The organism is Streptomyces sp. NPDC005706, assembly GCF_040631045.1.
In the GTDB taxonomy this organism is placed as follows: Bacteria; Actinomycetota; Actinomycetes; order Streptomycetales; family Streptomycetaceae; genus Streptomyces.
Genome location: NZ_JBEXYS010000003.1, coordinates 499,561 through 522,808 on the forward strand (window position 1 = coordinate 499,561; position 23,248 = coordinate 522,808).

Here is a 23,248-nt window from a genome sequence, read left to right on the forward strand (position 1 = left end):
CCTGCTGCGCAACGGCGCGCACGCATGCCCCCGTGCGCCCGCATGCGCAGATCAGAGCCGCGTTTCCCGCCTGTCCCGAAGGACGTAACAACCATGGCCGCCACCCCGCAGAACCCTGCCGCCTCCGCGCCCCGCCGCAAGGTGAGCCGTCACCGCGGTGAGGGTCAGTGGGCCGCGGGCCACTTCACCCCGCTCAACGCCAACGAGCAGGCCAAGAAGGACGACGACGGTCTCAATGTGCGGACACGCATTGAGACGATCTACTCGAAGCGGGGCTTCGACTCGATCGACCCCGGTGATCTGCGCGGCCGGATGCGCTGGTGGGGCCTGTACACCCAGCGCAAGCCCGGGATCGACGGCGGCAAGACCGCGATCCTGGAGCCGGAGGAGCTGGACGACGAGTTCTTCATGCTCCGGGTGCGCATCGACGGCGGTGCGCTCACCACGGAGCAGCTCCGGGTCATCGGTGAGATCTCGCAGGAGTTCGCGCGCGGCACCGCGGACATCACCGACCGGCAGAACGTCCAGTACCACTGGATCCGCATCGAGGACGTGCCCGGTATCTGGGACCGGCTCGAGGGCGTGGGCCTGTCGACCGTCACCGCGTGCGGCGACACCCCGCGTGTGATGATCGGTTCGCCGGTCGCGGGCATCGCCGAGGACGAGATCATCGACGGCACTCCGGCGCTGGAGGAGATGAAGCGCCGGGTCCTCAACAACAAGGCGTACTCGAACCTCCCCCGGAAGTTCAAGACGGCCATCTCGGGGTCGCCGCTGCTGGACGTGGTGCACGAGATCAACGACGTGGCGTTCGTCGGCGTACGGCACCCCGAGCACGGGCCGGGCTTCGACCTGTGGGTCGGCGGCGGTCTGTCCACCAACCCGAAGCTGGGCGTGCGGCTCGGCGCCTGGGTGCCGCTGGACGAGGTCGCCGACGTCTACGAGGGCGTCGTCTCGATCTTCCGTGACTACGGCTACCGCCGGCTTCGCAACCGGGCCCGCCTGAAGTTCCTGGTCGCCGACTGGGGCCCGGAGAAGTTCCGCCAGGTGCTGGAGGACGAGTACCTGGGCGGCCGCAAGCTGATCGACGGCCCCGCGCCCGAGCAGCCGGTGCAACAGTGGCGCGACCACATCGGCGTGCACCGGCAGAAGGACGGCCGGTTCTACGTCGGGTTCGCCCCGCGCGTCGGCCGGGTCGACGGCGCCACCCTCACGAAGATCGCCGACCTCGCGGAGGCGCACGGCTCGGGCCGGGTCCGCACCACCGTCGAGCAGAAGATGATCATCCTCGACGTCGAGCAGGACCAGGTCGACTCGCTGGTCGACGGCCTGCAGGCACTGGACCTCACCGCCCGGCCGTCCTCCTTCCGGCGCGGCACCATGGCCTGCACCGGCATCGAGTTCTGCAAGCTGGCCATCGTGGAGACCAAGCAGCGCGGCGCGCAGCTCATCGACGAACTCGAGCGCAGGCTGCCGGACTTCGACCAGCCGATCACCATCAACCTGAACGGCTGCCCGAACGCCTGCGCCCGCATCCAGGTCGCGGACATCGGTCTCAAGGGCCAGTTGGTCCTGGACGACGACGGCAACCAGGTCGAGGGCTACCAGGTGCACCTCGGCGGCGCGCTCGGCCTGGAGGCCGGCTTCGGCCGCAAGGTCCGCGGTCTGAAGGTCACTTCGGCCGAGCTGCCCGACTACATCGAGCGGGTCCTCAAGCGCTACGAGGCCGAACGCGAGGACGGCGAGCGCTTCGCCACCTGGGCCGCCCGGGCTTCCGAGGAGGCTCTGTCGTGAGCGAGCGGGCGGCGCCCTTCTACTGCCCCTACTGCGGCGACGAGGACCTGCGGCCCGGCGAGCAGGGGCACGGGGCCTGGGAATGCGGGGCGTGCAACCGCGCTTTCCAGCTGAAGTTCCTCGGGCTGCTCGCCCGGGGGCTCCAGCGAGCCGACAACGGAGGGGACGAGCGGACATGACGACGACTCAGCAGGAGCGCACCGCCGAGGAGTTGAAGGCACTCGCCGAGCAGGCGGGCCGGGACCTGGAGAACGCCACCGCGCTGGAGATCCTCCAGTGGGCGGTCGACACGTTCGGGGCGAAATTCTGCGTCACCTCCTCGATGGAGGACGCCGTGGTCGCCCATCTCGCCTCCCGCGCCCGCAAGGGCGTGGACGTCGTCTTCCTCGACACCGGCTACCACTTCCCGGAGACCATCGGCACCCGGGACGCCGTGGAGGCCGTGATGGACGTCAACGTCATCACCCTCACGCCGCTTCAGACGGTCGCCGAGCAGGACGCGGAGCACGGCCCGAAGCTGCACGACCGCGACCCCGACCTGTGCTGCGCGCTGCGCAAGGTGAAGCCGCTGGAGGAGGGCCTGAAGGGCTACCAGGCCTGGGCCACCGGTCTGCGCCGCGACGAGTCCCCGACCCGGGCGAACACCCCGGTCGTCGGCTGGGACGAGAAGCGGCGGAAGGTCAAGGTCTCCCCCATCGCCCGCTGGACCCAGGACGACGTGGACGCCTACGTCGCCGAGCACGGCGTGCTCACCAACCCGCTGCTGACGGACGGATACCCATCCATCGGCTGCGCCCCCTGCACCCGCCGCGTCCTGGAGGGCGAGGACGCGCGCGCCGGCCGCTGGGCGGGGCGCTCCAAGACCGAGTGCGGGCTGCACGGATGACGGCGCACACAGCTACGCACACCGCGCCCACAGGTCCGGCTGTTACCGCTTTCACCGAAGCCACCGACACCCAGGAGAACCACGTGACCACCGGAGCCACCGTCTGGCTCACGGGTCTGCCGAGCGCCGGCAAGACCACCATCGCGCACGAGCTGGCCGGCCGGCTGCGCGCCGAGGGCCACCGCGTCGAGGTGCTCGACGGCGACGAGATCCGCGAGTTCATCTCGGCGGGCCTCGGCTTCGGCCGCGAGGACCGGCACACCAATGTGCAGCGCATCGGCTTCGTCGCCGAACTGCTCGCCCGCAACGGTGTGAAGGCGCTGGTCCCGGTGATCGCGCCCTACGCGGACAGCCGTGAGGCCGTGCGCAAGCGGCACGCGGAGAACGGGACGCCGTACCTGGAGGTCCATGTGGCGACCCCGGTCGAGGTGTGCTCGGTACGGGACGTGAAGGGGCTGTACGCCAAGCAGGCGGCGGGTGAGCTGACGGGGCTGACGGGCGTGGACGACCCGTACGAGGAGCCCGAGACACCCGACCTTCGGATCGAATCGCAGCACCAGACCGTGCGGGAGTCCGCCGTCTCGGTGCATGCCCTGCTCAGTGAGAGGGGACTGGCATGACGACCGTCGCCGAGACCGCGGCCGGTGGCGAGGGCACGGACACTCCGTACGCCCTGTCGCACCTGGACGCGCTGGAGTCCGAGGCGGTGCACATCTTCCGCGAGGTCGCGGGCGAGTTCGAGAACCCGGTGATCCTGTTCTCCGGTGGCAAGGACTCGATCCTGATGCTGCACCTCGCGCTGAAGGCGTTCGCCCCGGCCTCGGTCCCCTTCTCGCTGCTCCATGTCGACACGGGACACAACTTCCCCGAGGTGCTGCAGTACCGCGACCGTGTGGTCGCCGAACATGGGCTGCGACTCCATGTGGCATCCGTACAGGACTACATCGACCGCGGTGTGCTCAAGGAGCGTCCCGACGGCACCCGTAACCCGCTGCAGACCCTTCCGCTGACGGAGAAGATCCAGAGCGAGAAGTTCGACGCGGTCTTCGGCGGCGGGCGGCGCGACGAGGAGAAGGCCCGCGCCAAGGAGCGGGTGTTCTCCCTGCGGGACGAGTTCTCCCAGTGGGACCCGCGCCGGCAGCGCCCCGAGCTGTGGAACCTGTACAACGGGCGGCACGCCCCGGGCGAGCACGTCCGCGTCTTCCCGCTGTCCAACTGGACCGAGCTGGACGTCTGGCAGTACATCGCCCGCGAGGGTATCGAGCTGCCGGAGATCTACTTCGCCCACGAGCGCGAGGTGTTCCAGCGGGCGGGGATGTGGCTGACGGCCGGCGAGTGGGGCGGCGCCAAGGACGGCGAGACCGTCGAGAAGCGCCTGGTGCGCTACCGCACGGTCGGCGACATGTCCTGCACCGGCGCCGTCGACTCCGACGCGACCACGCTGGACGCCGTCATCGCCGAGATCGCCGCGTCCCGGCTCACGGAGCGGGGCGCGACCCGCGCCGACGACAAGCTCTCCGAGGCCGCGATGGAAGACCGCAAGCGCGAGGGGTACTTCTAAGCATGAGCACCACCACGACCGAGACGCTCCCGGAGACCACCCTGCTGCGGTTCGCCACCGCGGGCTCCGTCGACGACGGCAAGTCCACGCTGGTCGGGCGGCTGCTGCACGACTCCAAGTCGGTCCTCACCGACCAGTTGGAGGCCGTGGAGCGGGCGTCCGCGAGCCGCGGCCAGGAGGGCCCGGACCTGGCGCTGCTCACCGACGGCCTGCGCGCCGAGCGGGAGCAGGGCATCACCATCGACGTGGCCTACCGCTACTTCGCCACGCCCCGGCGCCGGTTCATCCTCGCCGACACCCCCGGCCATGTGCAGTACACCCGCAACATGGTGACGGGTGCCTCCACGGCCGAGCTGACGGTGATCCTCGTCGACGCCCGCAACGGCGTGGTCGAGCAGACCCGCCGGCACGCGGCGATCGCCGCGCTGCTGCGCGTGCCGCACGTGGTCCTCGCGGTCAACAAGATGGACCTCGTCGCGTACGAGGAGTCCGTCTTCGCCGCGATCGCCGAGGAGTTCACCGCGTACGCCACCGAGCTGGGCGTCCCGGAGGTCACCGCCATCCCGATCTCGGCGCTGGCCGGTGACAACGTGGTGGAGCCGTCGGCGAACATGGACTGGTACGGCGGCCCGACCGTGCTGGAGCACCTGGAGACGGTCCCGGTCAGCCACGACCTGTCGCACTGCCACGCCCGGCTGCCCGTGCAGTTCGTGATCCGGCCGCAGACCGCCGAGCACCCGGACTACCGGGGCTACGCGGGCCAGATCGCCGCCGGCACCTTCCGGGTCGGCGACCCGGTCGCCGTGCTGCCGTCCGGGCGTATCACCCGGATCTCCGGCATCGACCTGCTGGGCGAGCCGGTCGACGTGGCGTGGACGACGCAGTCGGTGACGGTGCTGCTCGAGGACGACATCGACGTCTCGCGCGGCGACCTGATCGTCCCGGCCAAGGACGCCCCGCCCGTCACGCAGGACGTGGAGGCGACCGTCTGCCACGTCGCCGACCAGCCGCTGGCCGTCGGACACCGGGTGCTGCTCAAGCACGGCACCCGCACGGTCAAGGCGATCGTCAAGGACATCCCGTCCCGGCTCACGCTCGACGACCTCTCCCTGCACCCGCACCCCGGGCAGCTCGCCGCCAACGACATCGGCCGGGTGAAGATCCGTACCGCCGAGCCGCTGCCGGTCGACTCCTACGCGGACTCGCGCCGCACCGGCTCGTTCATCCTGATCGACCCGAACGACGGCACCACGCTCACCGCCGGCATGGTCGGCGAGTCGTTCGCCTCCCCCGAGCCGGTCAAGGACGCGTCCGAAGAAGACGGCTGGGACTTCTGACCATGAACTCCCCCGATTTCTACTCGATGTTCGCGAAGGAGGGCGGCCGCGTCGGCAGCGGCGCCCTGGGCAGCGGGCAGGGCGGAGTGGGCCGATGTGTGCGGTGACGTACGCGCACCGCATGCGCGCCCAGCGACGAAGACCCTTTGCCGAACTCCCGGCCACGGCCTGAGAGGCCGTGACCGCCGGGCCAACGAGAGGAACACCTCCCGTGCCTGCCAGTTCCACCCCGCTTCGCCGCGGTCTGGCCGCGATGGCGGCCCTCCCCCTGCTGACGCTCGCGGCCTGCGGCTACGGGTCCGAGGCCAAGGACGACAACGCGGGCGCCCGGATCGCCGCCGGGGCGAAGAAGACCGACGGCCTCGACTCCGTGAAGATCGGCTACTTCGGCAATCTGACCCACGCGACCGCGCTGGTGGGCAAGCAGAAGGGCTTCTTCCAGAAGGCGCTCGGCGCGACCAAGGCCGACTACCAGTTGTTCAACGCCGGTCCGTCCGAGATCGAGGCGCTGAACTCGGGTTCCGTCGACATCGGCTGGATCGGCCCCTCCCCGGCGATCAACGGCTACACCAAGTCGAACGGCAAGAACCTGCGGATCATCGGCGGTTCGGCCTCCGGCGGGGTCAAGCTGGTCGTGAACCCGAAGAAGATCAAGTCCCTGAAGGACGTCGAGGGCAAGCGGATCGCCACGCCGCAGCTCGGCAACACCCAGGACGTGGCCTTCCTCAACTGGGTCGCGGAGCAGGGCTGGAAGGTCGACGCGCAGAGCGGCAAGGGTGACGTCTCCGTCGTCCGCACCGACAACAAGGTGACCCCGGACGCCTACAAGTCCGGCTCCATCGACGGCGCATGGGTGCCCGAGCCGACCGCGTCCAAGCTGGTCGCCGAGGGCGGCAAGGTGCTGCTCGACGAGTCGTCGCTGTGGCCCGGCAACAAATTCGTGATCACGAACATCGTGGTGTCGCAGAAGTTCCTGAAGGAGCACCCGAAGGCCGTCGAGGCGGTGCTGAAGGCATCGGTCGACACCAACGCGTGGATCAACGCCCATCCGGACGAGGCCAAGGCCGCGGCGAACAAGCAGCTCGGCGTCGACTCGGGCAAGGAGCTGCCGGCCGACGTCCTGGACCCGGCCTGGAAGTCGATCCGGATCACCGACGACCCGCTGGCCGCGACGCTCGACACCGAGGCGCGGCACGCGGTCAAGGCGGGCCTCCTGGAGGACCCGCGGCTGAAGGGCATCTACGACCTCGCCCCGCTGAACAGGGTTCTCGGGGCCAAGGGTGAGAGCACCGTCGACGACGCCGGTCTCGGCGTCGGCTGAGATCCGGATCCGAGCGTTCCCAGGAGGTGACGACCATGGCAACCGCCCTCGCCAAGGCCGAAGAAGCAGAGACGGTCGAGTACGCGGCACGCATCGAGCAGGTTTCGAAGTCCTTCGCCGGGCCGGCCGGACGGCAACTCGTCCTCGACGACATCACCCTCGATGTCGCGCCCGGCGAGTTCGTCACCCTCCTGGGTGCCTCGGGCTGCGGCAAGTCGACGCTGCTGAACCTGGTGGCGGGGCTCGACCGGCCCACCGCCGGCAGCATCGCGACCCACGGCCGCCCCGCCCTGATGTTCCAGGAGCACGCCCTGTTCCCGTGGCTGACCGCGGGCAAGAACATAGAACTCGCCCTGAAGCTCAGGGGCGTTGCGAAGAGCGAGCGGCGCGGCCGGGCCGAGCAGCTCCTCGAACTGGTCAGGCTGCAGGGCTCGTACGGCAAGCGGGTGCACGAGCTGTCCGGTGGCATGCGGCAGCGCGTGGCCATGGCCCGGGCGCTCGCGCAGGACAGCCAGCTGCTGCTGATGGACGAGCCGTTCGCGGCGCTGGACGCGATCACCCGCGACCTGCTGCACGACGAACTGACCCGGATCTGGGCGGAGACGGGGCTGTCCGTCCTGTTCGTCACGCACAACGTGCGGGAGGCGGTGCGGCTGGCGCAGCGGGTGGTGCTGCTCTCGTCCCGTCCGGGCCGGGTGGCCCGCGAGTGGCGGGTGGACATCCCGCAGCCGCGGCGCATCGAGGACGCCCCGGTCGCCGAACTGTCCCTCGAGATCACCGAAGTACTGCGTGGGGAGATCCGCCGCCATGGCCAGCACTGAGACGAAGACCGCCACGGACGCGGGGAGCGTCGAGGCGGGCCTGGACGCCCTGGAGACCGCCGTCGCGGGCCGGGCCCCGTTCCGGGAGACCTTCGTCCGCAAGATCCTGCCGCCGATCGTCGCCACCGTCGTGGTGCTGGTCGTCTGGCAGGCACTGATCTCGCTGCGGATCGTCGACGACCCGACGAAGCTGCCCTCCCCGTCCGACGTGGGCGGCGAGTTCAAGCGGGCCTGGCTGGAAGGCAAGCTGCTCGGCTACATCTGGACCAGCGTCTCGCGCGGTCTGCTGGGCTTCCTGTTCGCGCTGGCCATCGGCACCCCGCTGGGCCTGGTGGTGGCCCGGGTGAGGTTCGTGCGCGCGGCCATCGGCCCGGTGCTCTCCGGTCTGCAGTCGCTGCCGTCGGTGGCCTGGGTGCCGCCCGCGGTGATCTGGCTGGGCCTGGACAACCAGATGATGTACGCGGTGATCCTGCTCGGTGCGGTGCCGTCGATCGCCAACGGCCTGGTGTCCGGCATCGACCAGGTGCCGCCGCTGTTCCTGCGGGCGGGCCGCACGATGGGCGCGACCGGGCTGAAGGGTGCCTGGCACATCGTGCTGCCGGCCGCGCTGCCGGGCTATCTGGCCGGCCTGAAGCAGGGCTGGGCCTTCTCCTGGCGCTCGCTGATGGCGGCGGAGATCATCGCCTCCTCCCCCGACCTCGGCATCGGCCTTGGCGCGTTGCTGGAGAACGGCCGCAACGCCAGCTCCATGTCCATGGTGTTCGAGGCGATCTTCCTGATCCTGTTCGTCGGCATCGCCATCGACCTGCTCATCTTCTCCCCGCTAGAGCGGTGGGTGCTGCGCAGCCGTGGCCTTCTGGTGAAGAGCTGAGTCCCGTGTACGGAAAGCCGGCCCGTCCCGTCCTCCTGGTGATCGCCCACGGCAGCCGCGACCCGCGGCATGCCGCGACCGTGCACGCCCTGGTGGAGCGGGTGCGGTCGCTGCGGCCCGGCCTGCGGGTGGAGACCGGCTTCCTGGACTTCAACGTCCCGTCCGTGCACGGGGTGCTGGAGTCACTGGCCGCGGAGGGGGTGCGGGACGTGGTGGCGCTGCCGCTGCTGCTGACCCGCGCCTTCCACGCGAAGGCCGACATCCCGGCGGTCCTGCGGGGCGCGCCGCGCGGCCTGCGCATCCGCCAGGCCGAGGTGCTGGGCCCGTCGCCGCTGCTGCTGTCGGCGCTGGAACGGCGCCTGTACGAGGCGGGGCTGACGCCCGCCGACAAGTCCTCGACCGGGGTCGTGCTGGCCTCGGCGGGGTCCTCCGACCCGGAGGCGATCGCAGTGATCGCCGACATCGCGCGGGAGTGGTGGCACACCGGTTGGTGCGCCGTGCGGCCTGCGTTCGCCTCCGCATCCCTTCCCCGCACCGAGGACGCGGTGGGTGAGCTGCGGGCCCTCGGCTGCGAACGGGTCGCCGTGGCGCCCTACGTCCTCGCCCCCGGCTTCCTGCCGGACCGCATCGCGCGCGGCGCGGCGGAGGCCGACGTCCTGGCGGACGTCCTGGGTCCGGCCCCAGAGGTGGCGCGGCTCCTGCTGGCCCGCTACGACAGGGCGGGCCTGCCGGCCCGGACGGCCCTCGGCGCCTGACCCTGGGCCGGGCCCCGTGGCGGCGGGGCCCGGCCGGTTCACAGTTCCAGCAGGTGGACCAGTTGCTGGGTGAAGGCGAGGCTGCCGGTGCCGGCCGGGGCGCCGATGCTGATGGCCTCCAGGCTGGAGCGGATGCGGCCCCGGTTGGGCGGGCCGCCGTCCGCCGCGGCCTCCTCCAACGCGGCCATGATGACCTCCCCGTGGACGACGAGCCCGGGGAGCTCGGCGTGCAGCGCCTCGAGGAGCCCCTCGGTGAGCCGGAAGACGGTCTCCGGGTCCGGTCCGTCGTCGCCGGTGCGGCCGTAGGAGCCCATGCGACCGGGGCCGTTGATGTTCCCGTTGTAGTACGTGCTCATCGTCTCGTCCTGACTCCTGGTCTGGGAGGGGCCGTACCGGGCTGGGTCCGGGACCGCCGACGTTACCCACGCGGCGGCTCCGGCCATGTCCAGGAGTCTGGTGGTGCTCCGCCCACGCGTGCGGAAAGGGCCGAAAATAGTCACCCGTACGAGTGATCCGTGCCCGTTGACCAGGCCGGACACTCCCGACGGAACGGACAGGGAACCGGCCCGTGGAGCGCGGCCCGCCTGCCGCGCGTCCTGGCGGGAGAGGTGCTCCCGCGCGCGTGCCAGGACGGCCGGCCGCGGTCCGGCGTTCCCCTGTGACGTCGGACCGCGGCCGGTATCTCGTTCTGCGTTCGGCCCGGCGGATGCGTCACCCGCGCGGAACGCCCGTCGCGCCCCAGAGGTGTTAATCGGCCACCCGCTTTCCGTCGACCGGGGCCTCCCGCCTCAGTCGAAGCGGAGCTCTCCCGAGCGGGTGCGCTTGAGTTCGAAGAAGTCGGGGTGGCGGGCCAGCACCCGGAAGCTGTCGAAGAGTTCCGCGGCCTCGGCACCACGCGGAACGGCCCGCAGGACGGGACCGAACCACACCGTGCCGTCGACGTGGATCGTGGGCGTGCCCACGTAGCCGCCGGACCCGGGCTCGGCGCCGGCGTCGTGGCTGCGGCGCACCGCGGCGTCGTACGACGGGTCGTGAGCGGCGTCCGACAGGTCGGCCGGCAGGCCGAGTTCGGCCAGCGACTCGGCGATCACCACGTCGAAGTCCGCGGCCTCCCGCTCATGGATGCGGGTGCCGAACGCGGTGTACAGGTCGCGCAGCACCTTCTCACCGTGCCGTTCGGCCGCGGCCACCGCGACCCGCACCGGTCCGATCGACCGGTCGACCAGATCGCGGTACCAGTCCGGCAGTTCGTTGCCGGTGTTGTGCAGGCAGAGGCTCATGGGGCGGAAGCGGAGGTCGAGCGGGCGCAGGCGCTCGACCTCCAGCAGCCAGCGGGAGGTGATCCAGGCGAAGGGGCAGGCGGCGTCGAACCAGAAGTCGACCCTGGTGGGACCGGAACCGGCCGTACCGCTGTGATCGGCATGTGTCATGCCGATCACGCTAGTCAGCGGGTGGAGCGGAATCCCGGTCCAATCACCGCCCTGTTCTCTGGGCCACTTCGGCGGACCGGCCGGCCCGGCGGGGGGCCGCTCCGGCCCGTCTCACGCCTCGGGATCGGTCAGTTCGACGAGTTTCAGCACCGTGTTCCAGTTGCGGCTGGTGGCGATCAGGCCCTTGGCGGGGCGGCGGGACAGCGCCTCGCCGAGCTTGGAGCGGCCCAGGCCGTCCGGTGCGTACAGGTAGAGGCAGCGGTCGCCGAGGCGGAACTCCTCGGGGAGGTGCGCGGCGGAGTCGATCGCCGCGAAGCGCTCCGGAGTGACGGGTGCGGAGTAGTAGGTGACGTGGAGTTGTCTCGCGGCCAGTTCGGCGGCCGGGAACGGGCATGCGTCGGCCACCGCCCGCAGATAGGCGTGGTCGCGCACGATCACGTCGACCCGGAAGCCGAACCGCGCCTCGATCGCCCGGGTCAGCTCGGCCGCCAGGGACTCCTCGTCGCCGTGCCCGGCACTGAACACGGCCTGGCCGCTCTGCAGATGGGTCCGTACGCCGTCGTGACCGAGGCCCGTCAGGAGCGAGCGGAGATCGGCCATCGGGAGTTTCCTGCTGCCACCGACGTTGATTCCGCGCAGCAGCGCCGCATAGGTCGTCACCCGGACAGGTTAGAACGGCCGCCGTGCCCCGTGGGGGCGGGCACGGCGGCCGGACCGGAACGACCCGGGCTGCGCGAAACTCTGGCCGATCAACGGCCCGCTGTTCAACCTCTACACGCGCCTGTGACTTGTTCAACAAGGTTTCTTAATCACAAAGTGGATCTTCGACGGCGGATCGGACACGGCCCGCCGCCGGCCCCCGCCGGCCCCTCACCCCGAGACGCGTCCCCGGGAAGCCCCGAAAGATGTAAGGGCCCGCCGTCCTCCCCAGCGGTGACCCGGGCCCGCGCCACTTCACCGGGCAGTACGACGAGACCTCGTCGCCGGGCCCATACCGTCGAAGCTGAACGAGCGAGGACGTGGCGGCAGGTGGTCGTCACCGCATACGAGGGGGAAATCCCGTCATGGGGAACACGGACGTGCGCGTGCGGGGACTGGCCGCCCGCGCCGGCGGCTGGAGCGCCCGGCACCGCTGGGCCGCCGTCGGCATATGGGTGCTGTTCGTCGTCCTGGCCATGGGACTCGGCTCGGCGGCCGGCCGGGTCGACGTGGACGAGAGCGACCAGCTCAAGGGCGAGACACACACCGCGGCGAAGATCATCGAGGACGCGGGCATCGAGCAGCCGGCCGGAGAGACCGTGCTGATCCAGTCCCGGGACGGCGCCCTCAAGGCGACGAGCGGCGAGTTCCGGGCCGCCGTGGACGCCGTCGTCGAGGCCGTCGACGGCACCGGGAAGGTCACCCATGTGACCTCCCCGTACGACACCCGCGCCATCTCCCGGGACGGCCGTACCGCGCTGGTGCAGTTCGACATGCGCGGCGACGCGGAGACCGCCGCCGACCGGGTCGAGCCGGTGCTGGACGCCGTCGCCGGGGCGCAGAAGGCGCACGACGGCCTGCGGATCGAGGAGATCGGCGGCGCCAGCATGAACAAGCAGTACCAGGACGCCTTCGGGGACGACTTCCAGAAGGCCGAGTACTCGGCCGTGCCGGTGGCCCTCGGCATCCTGCTGATCGCGTTCGGCGCCCTGGTGGCCGCGCTGCTGCCGGTGGCCCTCGCGGTCACCGCGATCATGGCGACGATGGGCCTGATGGGCCTCGTCAGCCACGTCCAGCCGATGAGCGACACCGCCAACTCCGTGATGCTGCTGGTCGGTATGGCCGTCGGCGTCGACTACTGCCTGTTCTACCTGCGCCGGGAGCGTGAGGAGCGGGACGCCGGCCGGGACGCGGGCACCGCCCTGCGCATCGCCGCCGCCACCAGCGGCCGCGCGATCATCGTCTCCGGGGTCACGGTGTGCGTGGCGATGGCGGGCATGCTGTTCACCGGGCTCGCCGAGTTCGAGGCGATGGGCCTGGCCTCGCTGATGGTGGTCGCCGTCGCCATGGTCGGCTCGGTGACCGTGCTGCCCGCGCTGCTCTCCCTGCTGGGCGAGCGGGTCGAGAAGGGACGCATCCCCTTCCTGGGCCGCCGGCGCCGGCGCGGCGGCACCGGGGAGAGCCGCTTCTGGACCGCCGTGCTGCGCGGGGTGCTGGCCAAGCCGCTGGTCTCCGTGGTCGTGGCGGCCGGCGCGCTGCTCGCCGTCGCCGCGCCCGCGCTCGGCATGAAGACCCAGCAGCTCACGCTGGACCAGGAGTTCGGGAACTCGCTGCCGATCGTGCAGACCTACGACCGGCTCAACGAGGCCTTCCCGGGCGGCTCCGAGCCCGCCCAGGTGGTCGTCGGCGCCAAGGACATCGGCGCCCCGGAGGTACAGCGGGCGCTGGCCGACTTCAAGCAGCGGGCCATCTCCTCGGGCGCCTCGCGTGGCCCCGTCGACATCAAGGTGCACCGGGCGCAGAACGTCGCCCTGGTCTCCGTACCGCTGGTCGGCGGCTCCGACATGGACCGCGCGGTCAAGAGCCTCGACAAGCTGCGCGACGAGGTGCGCCCCGCCACCCTGGGCAGGGTGGAGGGCGTCGAGGCGCCGATCACCGGGCAGGTCGCGGGCAACCACGACTTCAACGACCAGCTCGTCGGCTCCGTCGTCCCGGTCTTCGTGTTCGTGGTCGTCTTCGCCTTCCTGCTGATGCTGCTGTCGTTCCGCTCGCTGACCGTCGCGATCACCTCGATCGTGCTCAACCTGCTGTCGGTGGGCGCCGCCTACGGCATCCTCGTCGCCGTCTTCCAGCACGGCTGGGGTGCGTCGCTGGTGGGCGCGGAGGGTGTCGGCGCGATCGTCACCTGGCTGCCGCTGTTCCTCTTCGTGATCCTGTTCGGCCTGTCCATGGACTACCACGTGTTCGTGGTCTCCCGGATCCGCGAGGCCCGGCTGCGCGGCCGCAGCACCAAGGACGCCATCCGGCACGGCGTCGTCACCACGGCCGGTGTCGTCACCAGCGCCGCCGTCATCATGGTCGCGGTGTTCGGGATCTTCGGCACGCTGTCCATGCAGTCCATGAAGCAGATGGGCGTGGGCCTGGCCGCCGCCGTCCTGATCGACGCGACGGTCATCCGCGGTGTGCTGCTGCCGGCCGTGATGGCACTGCTCGGTGAGCGCAACTGGTACCTGCCGAAGTGGCTGCACCGTCTGCCGGACCTCACCCACGACGAGTCGCCGGAGCCGGCCGCGCCGGCTCCGGTGCGCGACGAGGGCGAACGGCTGACCGTCTGACACCACCCGCGGACGCGGGGGCCCGCCGGTTCCGGGGAACCGACGGGCCCCTGTCCGTGCTCAGCGGGCGGGCAGCTCCGCCTCGATCAGGTCGGCCGCGCGCCGGGTGCCGCCCTCCTCGGACATCTCCGCCTGGATCTCCTTCAGCCGCCGGGCGACCTCGGGGTCGCCGGTGAGGGCCAGGGCGGTCTCGCGGAGGCGGTCGGCGGTGGCCTCCTCGGTGGGCAGGTGCCGGGCCACGCCGAGGGACTGGAGCACATCGGCGTTGCCGAACTGGTCCACGGCCTGCGGTACGGCGATCATCGGCGTGGCGGTGGCCAGCCCCTCCTGGCTGCCTCCGGCGCCGGCGTGCGTGACGAACAGGTCGGCCTGCCGCAGGATCGCCAACTGCGGCACCCACCCGCGGACTTCCACGTTCGCGGGTACGTCGCCCAGCTCCTGCGCGGTCACCTGGCTGCCGATCTGCAGGACCAGGTGCCAGCCGGGCAGGTCACCGAAGGCGCGGACGCACTCGCGGTAGAAGGCGGGCTGCTTGGTGAACGTCGAGCCGAGGGAGACGAGGACCACCTTCTCGGCGCCGGCGGGCCGCTGCCAGTCGCCCTGGTCGGCCCGGTCGCCCTGGCAGGCGCCGACGAAGCTGTACACCCGCTCGTCGACGCGGTCGGCGTGCGGCTGGAGCGCCTTGGGGATGAGGACGAGCGAGCGGTCGGGACGACCGGCGAACGAGTCCGGGTGCCGCGTGATCCCGTTCTCCGCGAGCCAGGCCCGGAACCGGGCGTAGTAGGCCTGGCCTCGCTCGGTCTTCCGGGGCTCCGCCCACATCGGCTCGGCGACCTCCTCCTCGTAGCCGTCCCAGGCGACGAGGTTCGGGGAGAGGGAGACCGCCGGGACGCCCCAGCGGTGGGCGAGCACGCGGGCCGGGTAGGAGGTGATGTCGTGGAGCACCAGGTCCGGTTCGTCGCCCTCGTAGGCCGCGATGAGCTGCGGGAGCGCCTGGACGGCGTCGTTCAGGAAGGGCTCCACGTTGTCCAGCAGGGTGCTCCCCCAGGCCTCGGGATCGGCGTCGGGGCCGGGCAGCGTGGAGGTGTAGAGCACGGGCCGGGCACCGGTCGCGGCCACCTTCTCGGCGAAGACCGGCGGAATGGCGTACGTGACCCGGTGGCCGCGGGCGACGAGTTCACGGATCACTTCGAGGCTCGGGTTCACATGGCCGTGGGCGGCGATGGAGAACATGGCGATATGGGCGGGAGCGGTCATGACGACGAGGCTAAACGAGACGAGACGTCTCGTTCAAACGAATTACGCCCGCCGGCTCAGCGCTGGTAGCGGGCCAGCACCAGGTTGCCGTCCCGTTCCAGGCGTTCCCGCAGGCCGGCCAGGCCGATGGAGCCGCTGTAGTACTCCTGGAAGGCGGGGGTGGCGACCTTGTCCTTCCACTCCGGGTAGCCGCGCACGGACTGGGCGGGAGCCGGGCGCAGGTGGGCCGCGAGTGCGGTGCCGGTGGCCCAGCCGTTCTCCGCGGTGTGCAGGGCGGGGTCCTTCAGGGCCTCGGTGCCGGTGGGCAGCATCCAGTCGCCGAGGGCGAGGCGGACCATGTTCCGCGGCCGCAGCAGGAAGTCGATGAACTCGGCGGCCTCCTTCTTGTGCGGGCAGTCGGCGGCGACGGACAGGGTCTGCGGGCTGACGCCCTGGGTGAGCCCGCCGGCGCCGGCCGGCGCGGGCAGCACCTGCCAGTCGAAGCCCTTCGGCGCCTGCTGCGCGATCTGCTGGCGGTAGGAGAAGCCCAGCGGGACCATCGCGTACCGGCCGCCGAAGAAGCCGGGCAGGGTGTCGGAGCCGCCGCTGCCCAGCGTCGAGGCAGGAGCGCTGTGGTCGACGGCGACCTGGTCGTGGACCGTGCGCGGTACGACCGCGTCACCGGCGCCGAACCGGACGGTCACCTTTCCGTCGGCGCCCCGGTGGAAGAGCCGCCCGCCCGCCGCGAGCGAGAGGTTGAGCGTGGCGGAGACGGGTTCCTTCAGCGGCCAGGCCACGCCGTACTTGCCGGCTCCGCTGAGCCGCTCGGCGACCTGCCGGAACTCGGTCCAGCTCCAGGGGTGCCCGGCGGTCGGGATGCGCACTCCCGCCGAGCGCAGCCAGGCGGCGTTGGCGATCAGCACCCGGGGCTCCTGGAGGAAGGGCACTCCGTAGACGCCGTCCCCGAAGGTGGCCGCCCGCCAACTGCGGCGCGGGATGTCCGACTTGAGCCTGGCCGGCAGCAGGCCGGTGAGATCGGCGAGGTAGCCGCCGTACGCGAAGTCGGCGAGGTCGTCGGAGGCGTCGTGGATGACGTCCGGGGCCTCACCGCCCTCGAAGGAGGTGAGGAGCTGGTCGTGCACACTGTCCCAACTGCCCTGGACGTACTCGACCTTGATGTCCGGATGGGCGGCGTTCCACTCCTTCACCAGCTCCTTGTTGGCGGCCACGGACTCCTGCTGCCAGGCCAGGGACTGGAAGCGCAGGGTGACCGGGCCGCCCCGCCCGTGGCCCGTCCCGGAACAGCCCGCGAGGAGGAGCAGCAGGACGAGGAGTGCCGTGGCCGTCCTTCCCCGGCCGGCTCCGCGCGGTTGCCGCATCAGTTCTTCACCGCCCCTTCGAGCAGACCGCCCGTGATCCGGCGCTGGACGAGGGCGAAGACGAGCAGGGAGGGCAGCGTGGCCAGGAACGCGGCGGCGGCCAGCGGACCGAGGTCGGCGACGCCCTCCGCGCCGATGAAGTGGGTGAGGACGACCGGGAGGGTCTGCCTGCCGGGGCTCTTCAGCAGGACCAGCGCGAAGAAGAACTCGTTCCAGGCGGTGACGAACGCGAACAGCGCCGTCGCCGCGATCCCGGGCGCCAGCAGCGGCGCGGTCACCGACACCAGCGTCCGCAGTCGGCCGGCGCCGTCGACGGCCGCCGCCTCCTCCAGCTCGGCGGGCACGGCCCGGACGTGTCCGACGAGCATCCACAGCGCGAACGGCAGCGCCCACACCACGTACACCAGGACCAGCCCCACCAGCGAGTCGATCAGCCGCAGGTGCTTCAGCAGCAGGAACAGCGGGATGATCACCAGCACGAACGGGAACGCCTGGCTGACCACCACCCATCCGGTGGCCGCCCGGGACAGCGCCGAGCGGTGCCGCGCCATGACGTACGCCATCGGGGTCGCGATCAGCACGGCGACGACGGCGGCCCCGAGCGCCACCAGCAGGGAGTTCAGCGCGGCGTGCAGCAACGGCTGCTCGTCGAAGGCCTGCCGGAAGTTGGCCAGGGTGGGGTGGCGCGGGATCCAGGTGGGATGGAGACTGCCCAGCTCGCGGGGCGGCTTGAAGGCGGTGGACAGCAGCCACAGCAGCGGGAAGGCGAGGAAGACGAGATAGGCGAGCAGAGCGGCGTACTGACCGGCGCGGGCCGCGGGACGGGTCCTCATGCGTCCTCGCCTCCCCGCAGCCTGCCCACGAGGAACACCGCGAGCAGGACGGAGACGACCGCGACCAGGACGCATCCCATCGCCGCCGCGTAGCCGAACTGGCCGTAGCGGAAGGCCTCCTCGTAGGCGAACAGCATGGGCAGCCGGGTCTTTCCGCCGGGTCCGCCACTGGTGAGGACGTACACCAGGGCGAAGGAGTTGAGGTTCCAGATGAGGTTGAGCGCGGTGATCGCGAGGGCCACCGGTCTCAGGGCGGGCCAGGTGACCGCGCGGAACCGGCGCCAGGCGCCGGCGCCGTCCACCGCCGCGGCCTCGCGCAGTTCGCGCGGGGTGTTCTGGAGACCGGCGAGGAGGGCCACCGTGGTCTGCGGCATGCCCGCCCAGACGCCGACGACGATGACGGCGGGCAGCGCGGTGGCCAGCCCGCTCAGCCAGTCCCGGCCGCCGCCGAGGCCGAGGTCGCGCAGGGTCTCGTTGAGGACGCCGGCGTCTGGGTTGTAGACCAGCCGCCACATGATGCCGACGACGACCTCGGGCATGGCCCAGGGGACGATCGCGAGCGCCCGGGCGAACCGGCGCAGCCGCAGGTCCTGATCGAGCAGCAGGGCGAGGCCGAGCGCCAGCAGGAACTGCGGCACGGTCACCCCGGCCGCCCACACCAGCCCGATCCGGAACGACTCCCAGAACAGCGTGTCGTGCAGCAGGTCCCGGAAGTTGAGGGCGCCGATCCAGGCGGTGGCCGTCGTCCGGCCGGACTGGGCGTCGGTGAACGCCAGCGCGATGCCGTAGAGCAGCGGGCCCACGCTCAGCAGGAGGATCGGGATCAGGGCGGGCAGGACCAGGAACCAGGCGCCGTGGTCGCGGGTGGCGGCACGACCGGCCGGCCGCCGTGCCTCGGCCACTGCTGTCATGCGATCAGCCCCTCTGCCCGATCTCATTGGCGTGTTCATGTTCGTAAAGGCGCGGAACTCCGTCAAGGCACCGCGCACCTGGCCCGACCTGTGCGAATGGGAGACTGGCCGCGGGCCATGACGGCCGGGACGGTACGGAGAGGGCACGGAGGCGGACGATGGACGAGGCACGGGCGCGGGACGTACTGGCCGCGGCGAAGGTACTGCCGGGCCCTGCCGGAGACGCACGGCTCATCGCCCTCGGCGAGAACGCGGTGTTCGCGGCCGGTGAGCTGGTGGTCAAGGTGGGCCGTGACGCCGAGCTGCTGGACCGGGCCCGGCGCGAGCTGGACATCGCCGGCTGGCTGGCCGGGGCGGGCGTGCCCGCGGTGCGGGCGGCCGAGCCCGAGCCCCTGCTGGTGGACGGGCACCCGGTGACCGTGTGGCACCGGCTGCCGGATGCCGTGCGGCCCGCCGAGCCCCGTGATCTGGCCGGGCTGCTGCGCACCGTGCACGCGCTGCCCGCGCCGCCCTTCGCGCTGCCGCCCCGGGAACTGCTGGGCGGTGTGGAGCGCTGGCTGCGGCTCGCGGGCGGGGCGATCGACCCGGAGGACGCGGCCTATCTGCGCGAGCGCAGGGACGGGTTCGCGGCCGCGGCGGCGGCGCTGACGCCCCGTCTGACTCCGGGGCCGATCCACGGGGACGCGCTGACCCGCAATGTGCACGTGGGGCCCGACGGGCCGGTGCTGGTCGACCTGGAGACCTTCTCCGCGGATCTGCGTGAGCACGATCTGGTGGTGATGGCCCTGTCCCGGGACCGCTACGGGCTGCCCGCGCAGGCGTACGACTCCTTCGTCTCGGCGTACGGCTGGGATGTGCGCGAGTGGGAGGGGTGCTCGGTGCTGCGGGGCGCCCGGGAGACGGCGAGCTGCGCGTGGGTGGCCCAGCACGCGGCCGGCAACCCGAAGGCGCTGGCGGAGTTCCGGCGCCGGGTGGGGTCGTTGCGCGACGGGGACGAGGCTGTGCGGTGGTATCCGTTCTGAGGGGGCGGGTGTTGACGCCCCTGTCACGGGGGCGCGGTGGCCCGGCGTTCGTCGGTGCCCGGTGCTGGTGCTGAGGTCACGGTGTCGCGCGGCCCGGCGCTTACGGGGTGCCGCCGCGCCTAGCCGTGCCGCCCTGGGGGTCCCCCCAGGCCCTTGAGGCACTGGGGGAGGCACGCATGCCCGCAGCCGGGCGGGTCCAGTACCCACGGTTGCGCGAGCCCGGCCGTCCGCGGCCGGGTGACATGGCTGCCCGCGGCTACGCCGGCAGGTTGTCCGGGAGGTGGCGGATCGGCCAGGTGCCGTCGATCACCGCTGTCTCGTCACCCTTGCGGCGCAGGAAGGACTGGAAGTCGGCTGCCCATGCGGCGTACCAGTCGATCTGGCGGGTGTGGAGTTCCGCCGGGCCGAGGGCGGCGATCTTGGGGTGGCGGGTGGCTATCGCGGAGGCGAGGCGGGCCGCGGCCAAGGCGTCGGCGCAGGCGTTGTGGGCCGCGTCGAGGACTACGCCGTACTCCGCGCAGACCGCCTCCAGGTTCCGTTTGCCACGGCGGTACCGGTCGACCCAGCGGTCGATGGTGTAGGGGTCGATCACCGGGGCGGGGAACGCGCCGCCCAGTCGGTCGGAGAGGGACGGCAGGCCGTGGCGGCGCAGTTCGGCGGAGAGCAGGGTGAGGTCGAAGGCCGCGTTGTAGGCGACCACCGGAACACCCGTCTGCCAGTACGACACCAGCACGTCCGCGATGGCGTCGGCCACCTGGTCGGCCGGGCGGCCCTCGGCCGTCGCCCGTTCGTTGCTGATGCCGTGCACCGCGACCGCGTCGGCCGGGATCTCCACGCCCGGATCCGCCAGCCATTCCCGGCGCCCCAAGGGCTCACCGGCCCTGACCTCTATGACCGCGCCGGTGACGATGCGCGCCTCGTGCGGGTCCGTGCCCGTGGTTTCCAGGTCGAAGCCGATCAGCGGCTCCCGGTGCCAGCCCATGGGCGGCCCCCCTTCTTGTGGTGCTTTCCCCCAGTGGCTCCCACCATCGCACGCGGCACTGACAATCCGAGGACCGCGTTCCGCTTGCCCGCACGGACAGTTCAGGACACGGGGCGCGAATCGGCCCAGGACAGCTCGAATTCCTCACGGTACGTGGGGAAGATACCGGCATCACCCATGTCGTCCGACTTGAGCACCTTGCCACCGCCTCGCAGCACCAGCACCGGCGACTCCATCCCGCGGGCCCCGCGCAGATAGGACTGCACCACGGCGATGCCGTCCGCGCCGTCGCCGTCCACGAGGTAGGCGGTGAAGCGGGGCGTCTCGTCGTAGACCTGGATCTCGAAGGCCCCGGGGTCGCGCAGCCGGGACCGCACCCGGCGCATGTGCAGGATGTTCATCTCGACGGACCGGCTCAGTTCACCCCGCTTCATCCCGAGTTCGCGCTCCCGGCGCTTGACCGCGCTGGATGCCGGGTTGAGGAAGAGCAGCCGCACCCGGCAGCCGGACTCGGCGAGCCGGACCAGCCGGCGGCCGGAGAAGTTCTGCACCAGCAGGTTGAGCCCTATGCCGATGGCGTCGAGCCGGCGGGCGCCCCCGAACAGGTCCTCGGCCGGGAACTGGCGCATGAGCCGCACCCGGTCGGGGTGGACGGCGACGACGTCCGCGTACCGGTCGCCGACCAGGTCCTCCACCGCGTCGACCGGCAGCCGCCGCGCGGAGGGCACGTCACCGCCCGTGCCGAGCATCTCCAGCAGCCGGGCCGAGGCCCGCTCGGCCTGGTTCAGCACCGCCTCGGACAGGGCCCGGTTACGGGAGACGACGTTGCGGGTCACCTCCAGCTCGTCCAGGGCGAGTTCGACGTCCCGGCGCTCGTCGAAGTACGGCGCGAAGCACGGCCAGTGCTGCACCATCAGCTCCCGCAGCTGCGGCAGTGTGAGGAAGCTGAGCACGTTGTCGTCGGCCGGGTCGAGCAGGTAGCCCTTGCGGCGGCTGACCTCGCGGACGGCGGCCGCCCGCTGCACCCACTCCTGCCCGGCGGGACCGGCCGCGGCCACCACCCAGTCGTCGCCGTGGACGGGTTCGTAGATGGGCCGCAGCACGGCGGCCACGACCGCGCGCAGCCGCTGCTCGACCAGGTTCAGCCAGATGTAGGCCCGGCCCGCCCGCTGGGCGCGGACGCGCACCTCGAGCCAGGCGTCGGTGTCCCAGTCCAGCTCCGGCCCGATGGACCCCGTGGCGTCCATCGGGCGGGCCAGGGACACCGCGCCGGGCGGGACGTCTGTGGAGTTCCCCTCGTGACCCTCGTCACCAGGGGGCAGCTCCAGCCCTCCCGAGCCCACCCGCGCACCGCCTTCCGCCACCCCGGGCCTTCCCCACGTCAACGATCAAGGAAGGGTACTCCGGGAGCGGTCGGCGATGCAGCCGGATGGACAGGTCGGTTTCTCAACTACGCGGGCGCCAGTGGCCGTTCTGCCATGAGAGCTCGTCCGGAGTGAGCGGATTCATAGCAGTGACGTCACGTGGTGCGATGGCGAAGCCCTGCCAGTGGATCGGCATGGGCTGCTGGTCCTCGTCCCGGGCTATGTGGTGGAAGCCCACGTTCATCCAGACGACCGGGTGAGTGAGCGTCTGGCCGTTGACCCACTTGTCCACGGTCTTCGGGTAACCACGGGCGCAGTTCGGGTTGTTGCTCGCGAACTGCTCGCACTTGTTGTACTCGGTGAAGTACACGTCGTGCTTGGTGAAGCTGCGGCCCGGGTACCTCGTGGTCGGGCCGGGGACGATCTCGTACGAACGCGCGTGCCCGTCCTTGTTCTTGCCGGTCGCGCTGACCACCCGCCACCAGCGGTAGGTCTTGGAGTCGCCCGCGAGTTCCTTGGTGACCTTGGTGCGGGTGGTCTTGGCGGTGGGCGCCTGCCGGCCGGGGGCGGGCGCGGTGACGGCCGAGTCGTACTGCTCGACCTTGGTCTTCGAGGAACCGTCGAGCCCGAAGTCCAGCCGCCAGAAGACGTTGTGGCTGTGGCTGGTGGCGTAGGCCTTGGCGCCCTTGCCGATGGGCCAGCCGCGGCCGTCGCCGGCGTCGTAGTCCTCGTAGGAGAGGCTGCCGGTGGCGCCGACGTTCATGTTGACGGTGCCGTCGTCCTGGAAGCGCCACTCGGTCATGTACTCGTACCAGCCGACCTGGTTGACCGTGTAGACGAGCAGGTCCTTGCCCTGTGCCTGGAAGACCTTGTTGGCCGTGTCGCCCTGCATGCGGTAGGCGTGGCCGCGCGAACGCGTGGTGGTGCACAGGCCCTTGACGTCCGGGTGGTCCGGGTCCCAGGAGTCGGGGACGCGGACGGTCCTGATGGTGCCGCCGGGGCACTCGCCGGGCGCCAGGTTCACCAGGCCCTGGGCGAAGCCGAAGCCGGTCAGGTCGTCGTACTCGACACTGCCGTCGTCGTAGGGGACGTCGATCTGGGCGAGGCGGGCGCTGTTGAGGACCTTGATCGGCTTGGGCTCGCCCTTGGGCTGGTAGGAGACGTTCTCCAGGACCAGGCCGGCCTTGCTGTCGTAGCGCCAGCACATCCGCCAGGTGGTGCCGCTGGAGAGCTTCTGCTCGATCTTGTAGGCGGCGCTGCAGTCCGCGGCGGCGGCCGGGGCGGCCTGCGGCCGGGCGGCGGCCGGTCCGGCGCCGGCCGTCACGCCGGCGGCCAGGGCGGCCACGGTGAGGCCGACGGCCGCGCGCGTGCGGGCATGACTGATTCTGTTCTCACGCATGAAGAAGTGGCTCCCTTGCAGGAGATGCGAGT

22 protein-coding genes are annotated in these 23,248 nt (G+C 71.5%); 12 read left to right on the plus strand and 10 right to left on the minus strand.

Annotated elements, in window-relative coordinates; all coding sequences use genetic code 11:
- The first annotated feature begins 93 nt into the window (after positions 1-93).
- The 10 genes from ABZ478_RS08710 (at position 94) to ABZ478_RS08755 (ending at position 9,346) form a co-directional block, all read left to right on the plus strand.
- Positions 94-1,794: a nitrite/sulfite reductase gene (locus ABZ478_RS08710; protein ID WP_359546598.1), complete on the plus strand. Its 1,701-nt coding sequence runs from the start codon at positions 94-96 to the stop codon at positions 1,792-1,794.
- Positions 1,791-1,973 (plus strand): hypothetical protein, encoded by a 183-nt coding sequence (locus ABZ478_RS08715; protein ID WP_358935214.1) that lies wholly within the window; start codon positions 1,791-1,793, stop codon positions 1,971-1,973. Before ABZ478_RS08710 ends, ABZ478_RS08715 begins: the two co-directional genes overlap by 4 nt.
- A complete protein-coding gene (locus ABZ478_RS08720; protein WP_359546599.1) occupies positions 1,970-2,680 on the plus strand; it encodes a phosphoadenylyl-sulfate reductase in 711 nt (236 codons plus the stop codon). The genes ABZ478_RS08715 and ABZ478_RS08720 overlap by 4 nt, the downstream gene beginning before the upstream one ends.
- Positions 2,677-3,300 (plus strand): adenylyl-sulfate kinase, encoded by a 624-nt coding sequence (gene cysC / locus ABZ478_RS08725; RefSeq protein ID WP_359546601.1) that lies wholly within the window; start codon positions 2,677-2,679, stop codon positions 3,298-3,300. Before ABZ478_RS08720 ends, cysC begins: the two co-directional genes overlap by 4 nt.
- Positions 3,297-4,241, plus strand: coding sequence for a sulfate adenylyltransferase subunit CysD (gene cysD, locus ABZ478_RS08730; protein WP_359546603.1), 945 nt, complete (start codon positions 3,297-3,299; stop codon positions 4,239-4,241). Before cysC ends, cysD begins: the two co-directional genes overlap by 4 nt.
- A 2-nt stretch (positions 4,242-4,243) precedes the next feature.
- Entirely contained in the window at positions 4,244-5,578 is a 1,335-nt protein-coding gene (locus tag ABZ478_RS08735) for a GTP-binding protein (RefSeq protein WP_359546605.1), read from the plus strand.
- A gap of 211 nt (positions 5,579-5,789) precedes the next feature.
- On the plus strand, positions 5,790-6,899 hold the full coding sequence (locus ABZ478_RS08740; RefSeq protein WP_359546607.1) for an aliphatic sulfonate ABC transporter substrate-binding protein: 1,110 nt from the start codon (positions 5,790-5,792) through the stop codon (positions 6,897-6,899).
- A gap of 35 nt (positions 6,900-6,934) precedes the next feature.
- Entirely contained in the window at positions 6,935-7,720 is a 786-nt protein-coding gene (locus ABZ478_RS08745; RefSeq protein WP_359546608.1) for an ABC transporter ATP-binding protein, read from the plus strand.
- A complete protein-coding gene (locus ABZ478_RS08750) occupies positions 7,707-8,591 on the plus strand; it encodes an ABC transporter permease (protein WP_359546610.1) in 885 nt (294 codons plus the stop codon). The genes ABZ478_RS08745 and ABZ478_RS08750 overlap by 14 nt, the downstream gene beginning before the upstream one ends.
- Positions 8,592-8,596: 5 nt before the next feature.
- Positions 8,597-9,346 carry a sirohydrochlorin chelatase gene (locus tag ABZ478_RS08755; RefSeq protein WP_359546612.1) on the plus strand — a complete coding sequence of 250 codons (750 nt, stop codon included), beginning with the start codon at positions 8,597-8,599 and terminating at the stop codon, positions 9,344-9,346.
- A gap of 38 nt (positions 9,347-9,384) precedes the next feature.
- Here ABZ478_RS08755 and ABZ478_RS08760 read toward each other — a convergent pair whose 3' ends face one another.
- The 3 genes from ABZ478_RS08760 to ABZ478_RS08770 form a co-directional block, all read right to left on the minus strand.
- On the minus strand, positions 9,385-9,702 hold the full coding sequence (locus ABZ478_RS08760) for a hypothetical protein (protein ID WP_359546613.1): 318 nt from the start codon (positions 9,700-9,702) through the stop codon (positions 9,385-9,387).
- A gap of 432 nt (positions 9,703-10,134) precedes the next feature.
- Positions 10,135-10,776: a DsbA family protein gene (locus ABZ478_RS08765; protein WP_359546614.1), complete on the minus strand. Its 642-nt coding sequence runs from the start codon at positions 10,774-10,776 to the stop codon at positions 10,135-10,137.
- Positions 10,777-10,887: 111 nt separating this feature from the next.
- Positions 10,888-11,436, minus strand: a complete 549-nt coding sequence (locus ABZ478_RS08770; protein ID WP_359546616.1) for a DUF1697 domain-containing protein — start codon at positions 11,434-11,436, stop codon at positions 10,888-10,890.
- Positions 11,437-11,840: 404 nt separating this feature from the next.
- On the opposite strand from ABZ478_RS08770, the gene ABZ478_RS08775 reads away from it, so the two are divergent.
- Positions 11,841-14,090, plus strand: a complete 2,250-nt coding sequence (locus ABZ478_RS08775; protein WP_359546617.1) for an MMPL family transporter — start codon at positions 11,841-11,843, stop codon at positions 14,088-14,090.
- 60 nt (positions 14,091-14,150) lie between these two features.
- Here the strand turns inward: ABZ478_RS08775 and mgt are convergent, their stop codons facing one another.
- From mgt to ABZ478_RS08795, 4 genes are read right to left on the minus strand one after another with little or no spacing between them, the layout of a single operon-like run.
- Positions 14,151-15,347: a macrolide-inactivating glycosyltransferase gene (mgt, locus tag ABZ478_RS08780; protein WP_359546619.1), complete on the minus strand. Its 1,197-nt coding sequence runs from the start codon at positions 15,345-15,347 to the stop codon at positions 14,151-14,153.
- A 56-nt stretch (positions 15,348-15,403) separates the two neighbouring features.
- Positions 15,404-16,705, minus strand: coding sequence for a sugar ABC transporter substrate-binding protein (locus ABZ478_RS08785; RefSeq protein WP_359546621.1), 1,302 nt, complete (start codon positions 16,703-16,705; stop codon positions 15,404-15,406).
- A complete protein-coding gene (locus ABZ478_RS08790; RefSeq protein WP_358935184.1) occupies positions 16,705-17,538 on the minus strand; it encodes a carbohydrate ABC transporter permease in 834 nt (277 codons plus the stop codon). The genes ABZ478_RS08785 and ABZ478_RS08790 overlap by 1 nt, the downstream gene beginning before the upstream one ends.
- Entirely contained in the window at positions 17,535-18,449 is a 915-nt protein-coding gene (locus tag ABZ478_RS08795) for a sugar ABC transporter permease (RefSeq protein ID WP_358935181.1), read from the minus strand. The genes ABZ478_RS08790 and ABZ478_RS08795 overlap by 4 nt, the downstream gene beginning before the upstream one ends.
- Before the next feature lie 158 nt (positions 18,450-18,607).
- Here ABZ478_RS08795 and ABZ478_RS08800 point away from each other — a divergent pair, with 158 nt between their 5' ends.
- The gene (locus ABZ478_RS08800; RefSeq protein ID WP_359546623.1) at positions 18,608-19,471 is read left to right on the plus strand and encodes an aminoglycoside phosphotransferase family protein; all 864 of its coding nucleotides are present in this window, start codon (positions 18,608-18,610) and stop codon (positions 19,469-19,471) included.
- A 256-nt stretch (positions 19,472-19,727) separates the two neighbouring features.
- Here ABZ478_RS08800 and ABZ478_RS08805 read toward each other — a convergent pair whose 3' ends face one another.
- The 3 genes from ABZ478_RS08805 to ABZ478_RS08815 all read right to left on the minus strand — a co-directional run bounded on the left by ABZ478_RS08805 (position 19,728) and on the right by ABZ478_RS08815 (position 23,216).
- A complete protein-coding gene (locus tag ABZ478_RS08805) occupies positions 19,728-20,453 on the minus strand; it encodes a 3'-5' exonuclease (protein WP_359546625.1) in 726 nt (241 codons plus the stop codon).
- A 101-nt stretch (positions 20,454-20,554) separates the two neighbouring features.
- A complete protein-coding gene (locus ABZ478_RS08810; protein ID WP_358935286.1) occupies positions 20,555-21,796 on the minus strand; it encodes an SAV2148 family HEPN domain-containing protein in 1,242 nt (413 codons plus the stop codon).
- A gap of 103 nt (positions 21,797-21,899) precedes the next feature.
- The gene (locus tag ABZ478_RS08815) at positions 21,900-23,216 is read right to left on the minus strand and encodes a copper amine oxidase (protein WP_359546627.1); all 1,317 of its coding nucleotides are present in this window, start codon (positions 23,214-23,216) and stop codon (positions 21,900-21,902) included.
- Positions 23,217-23,248 lie beyond the last annotated feature (32 nt).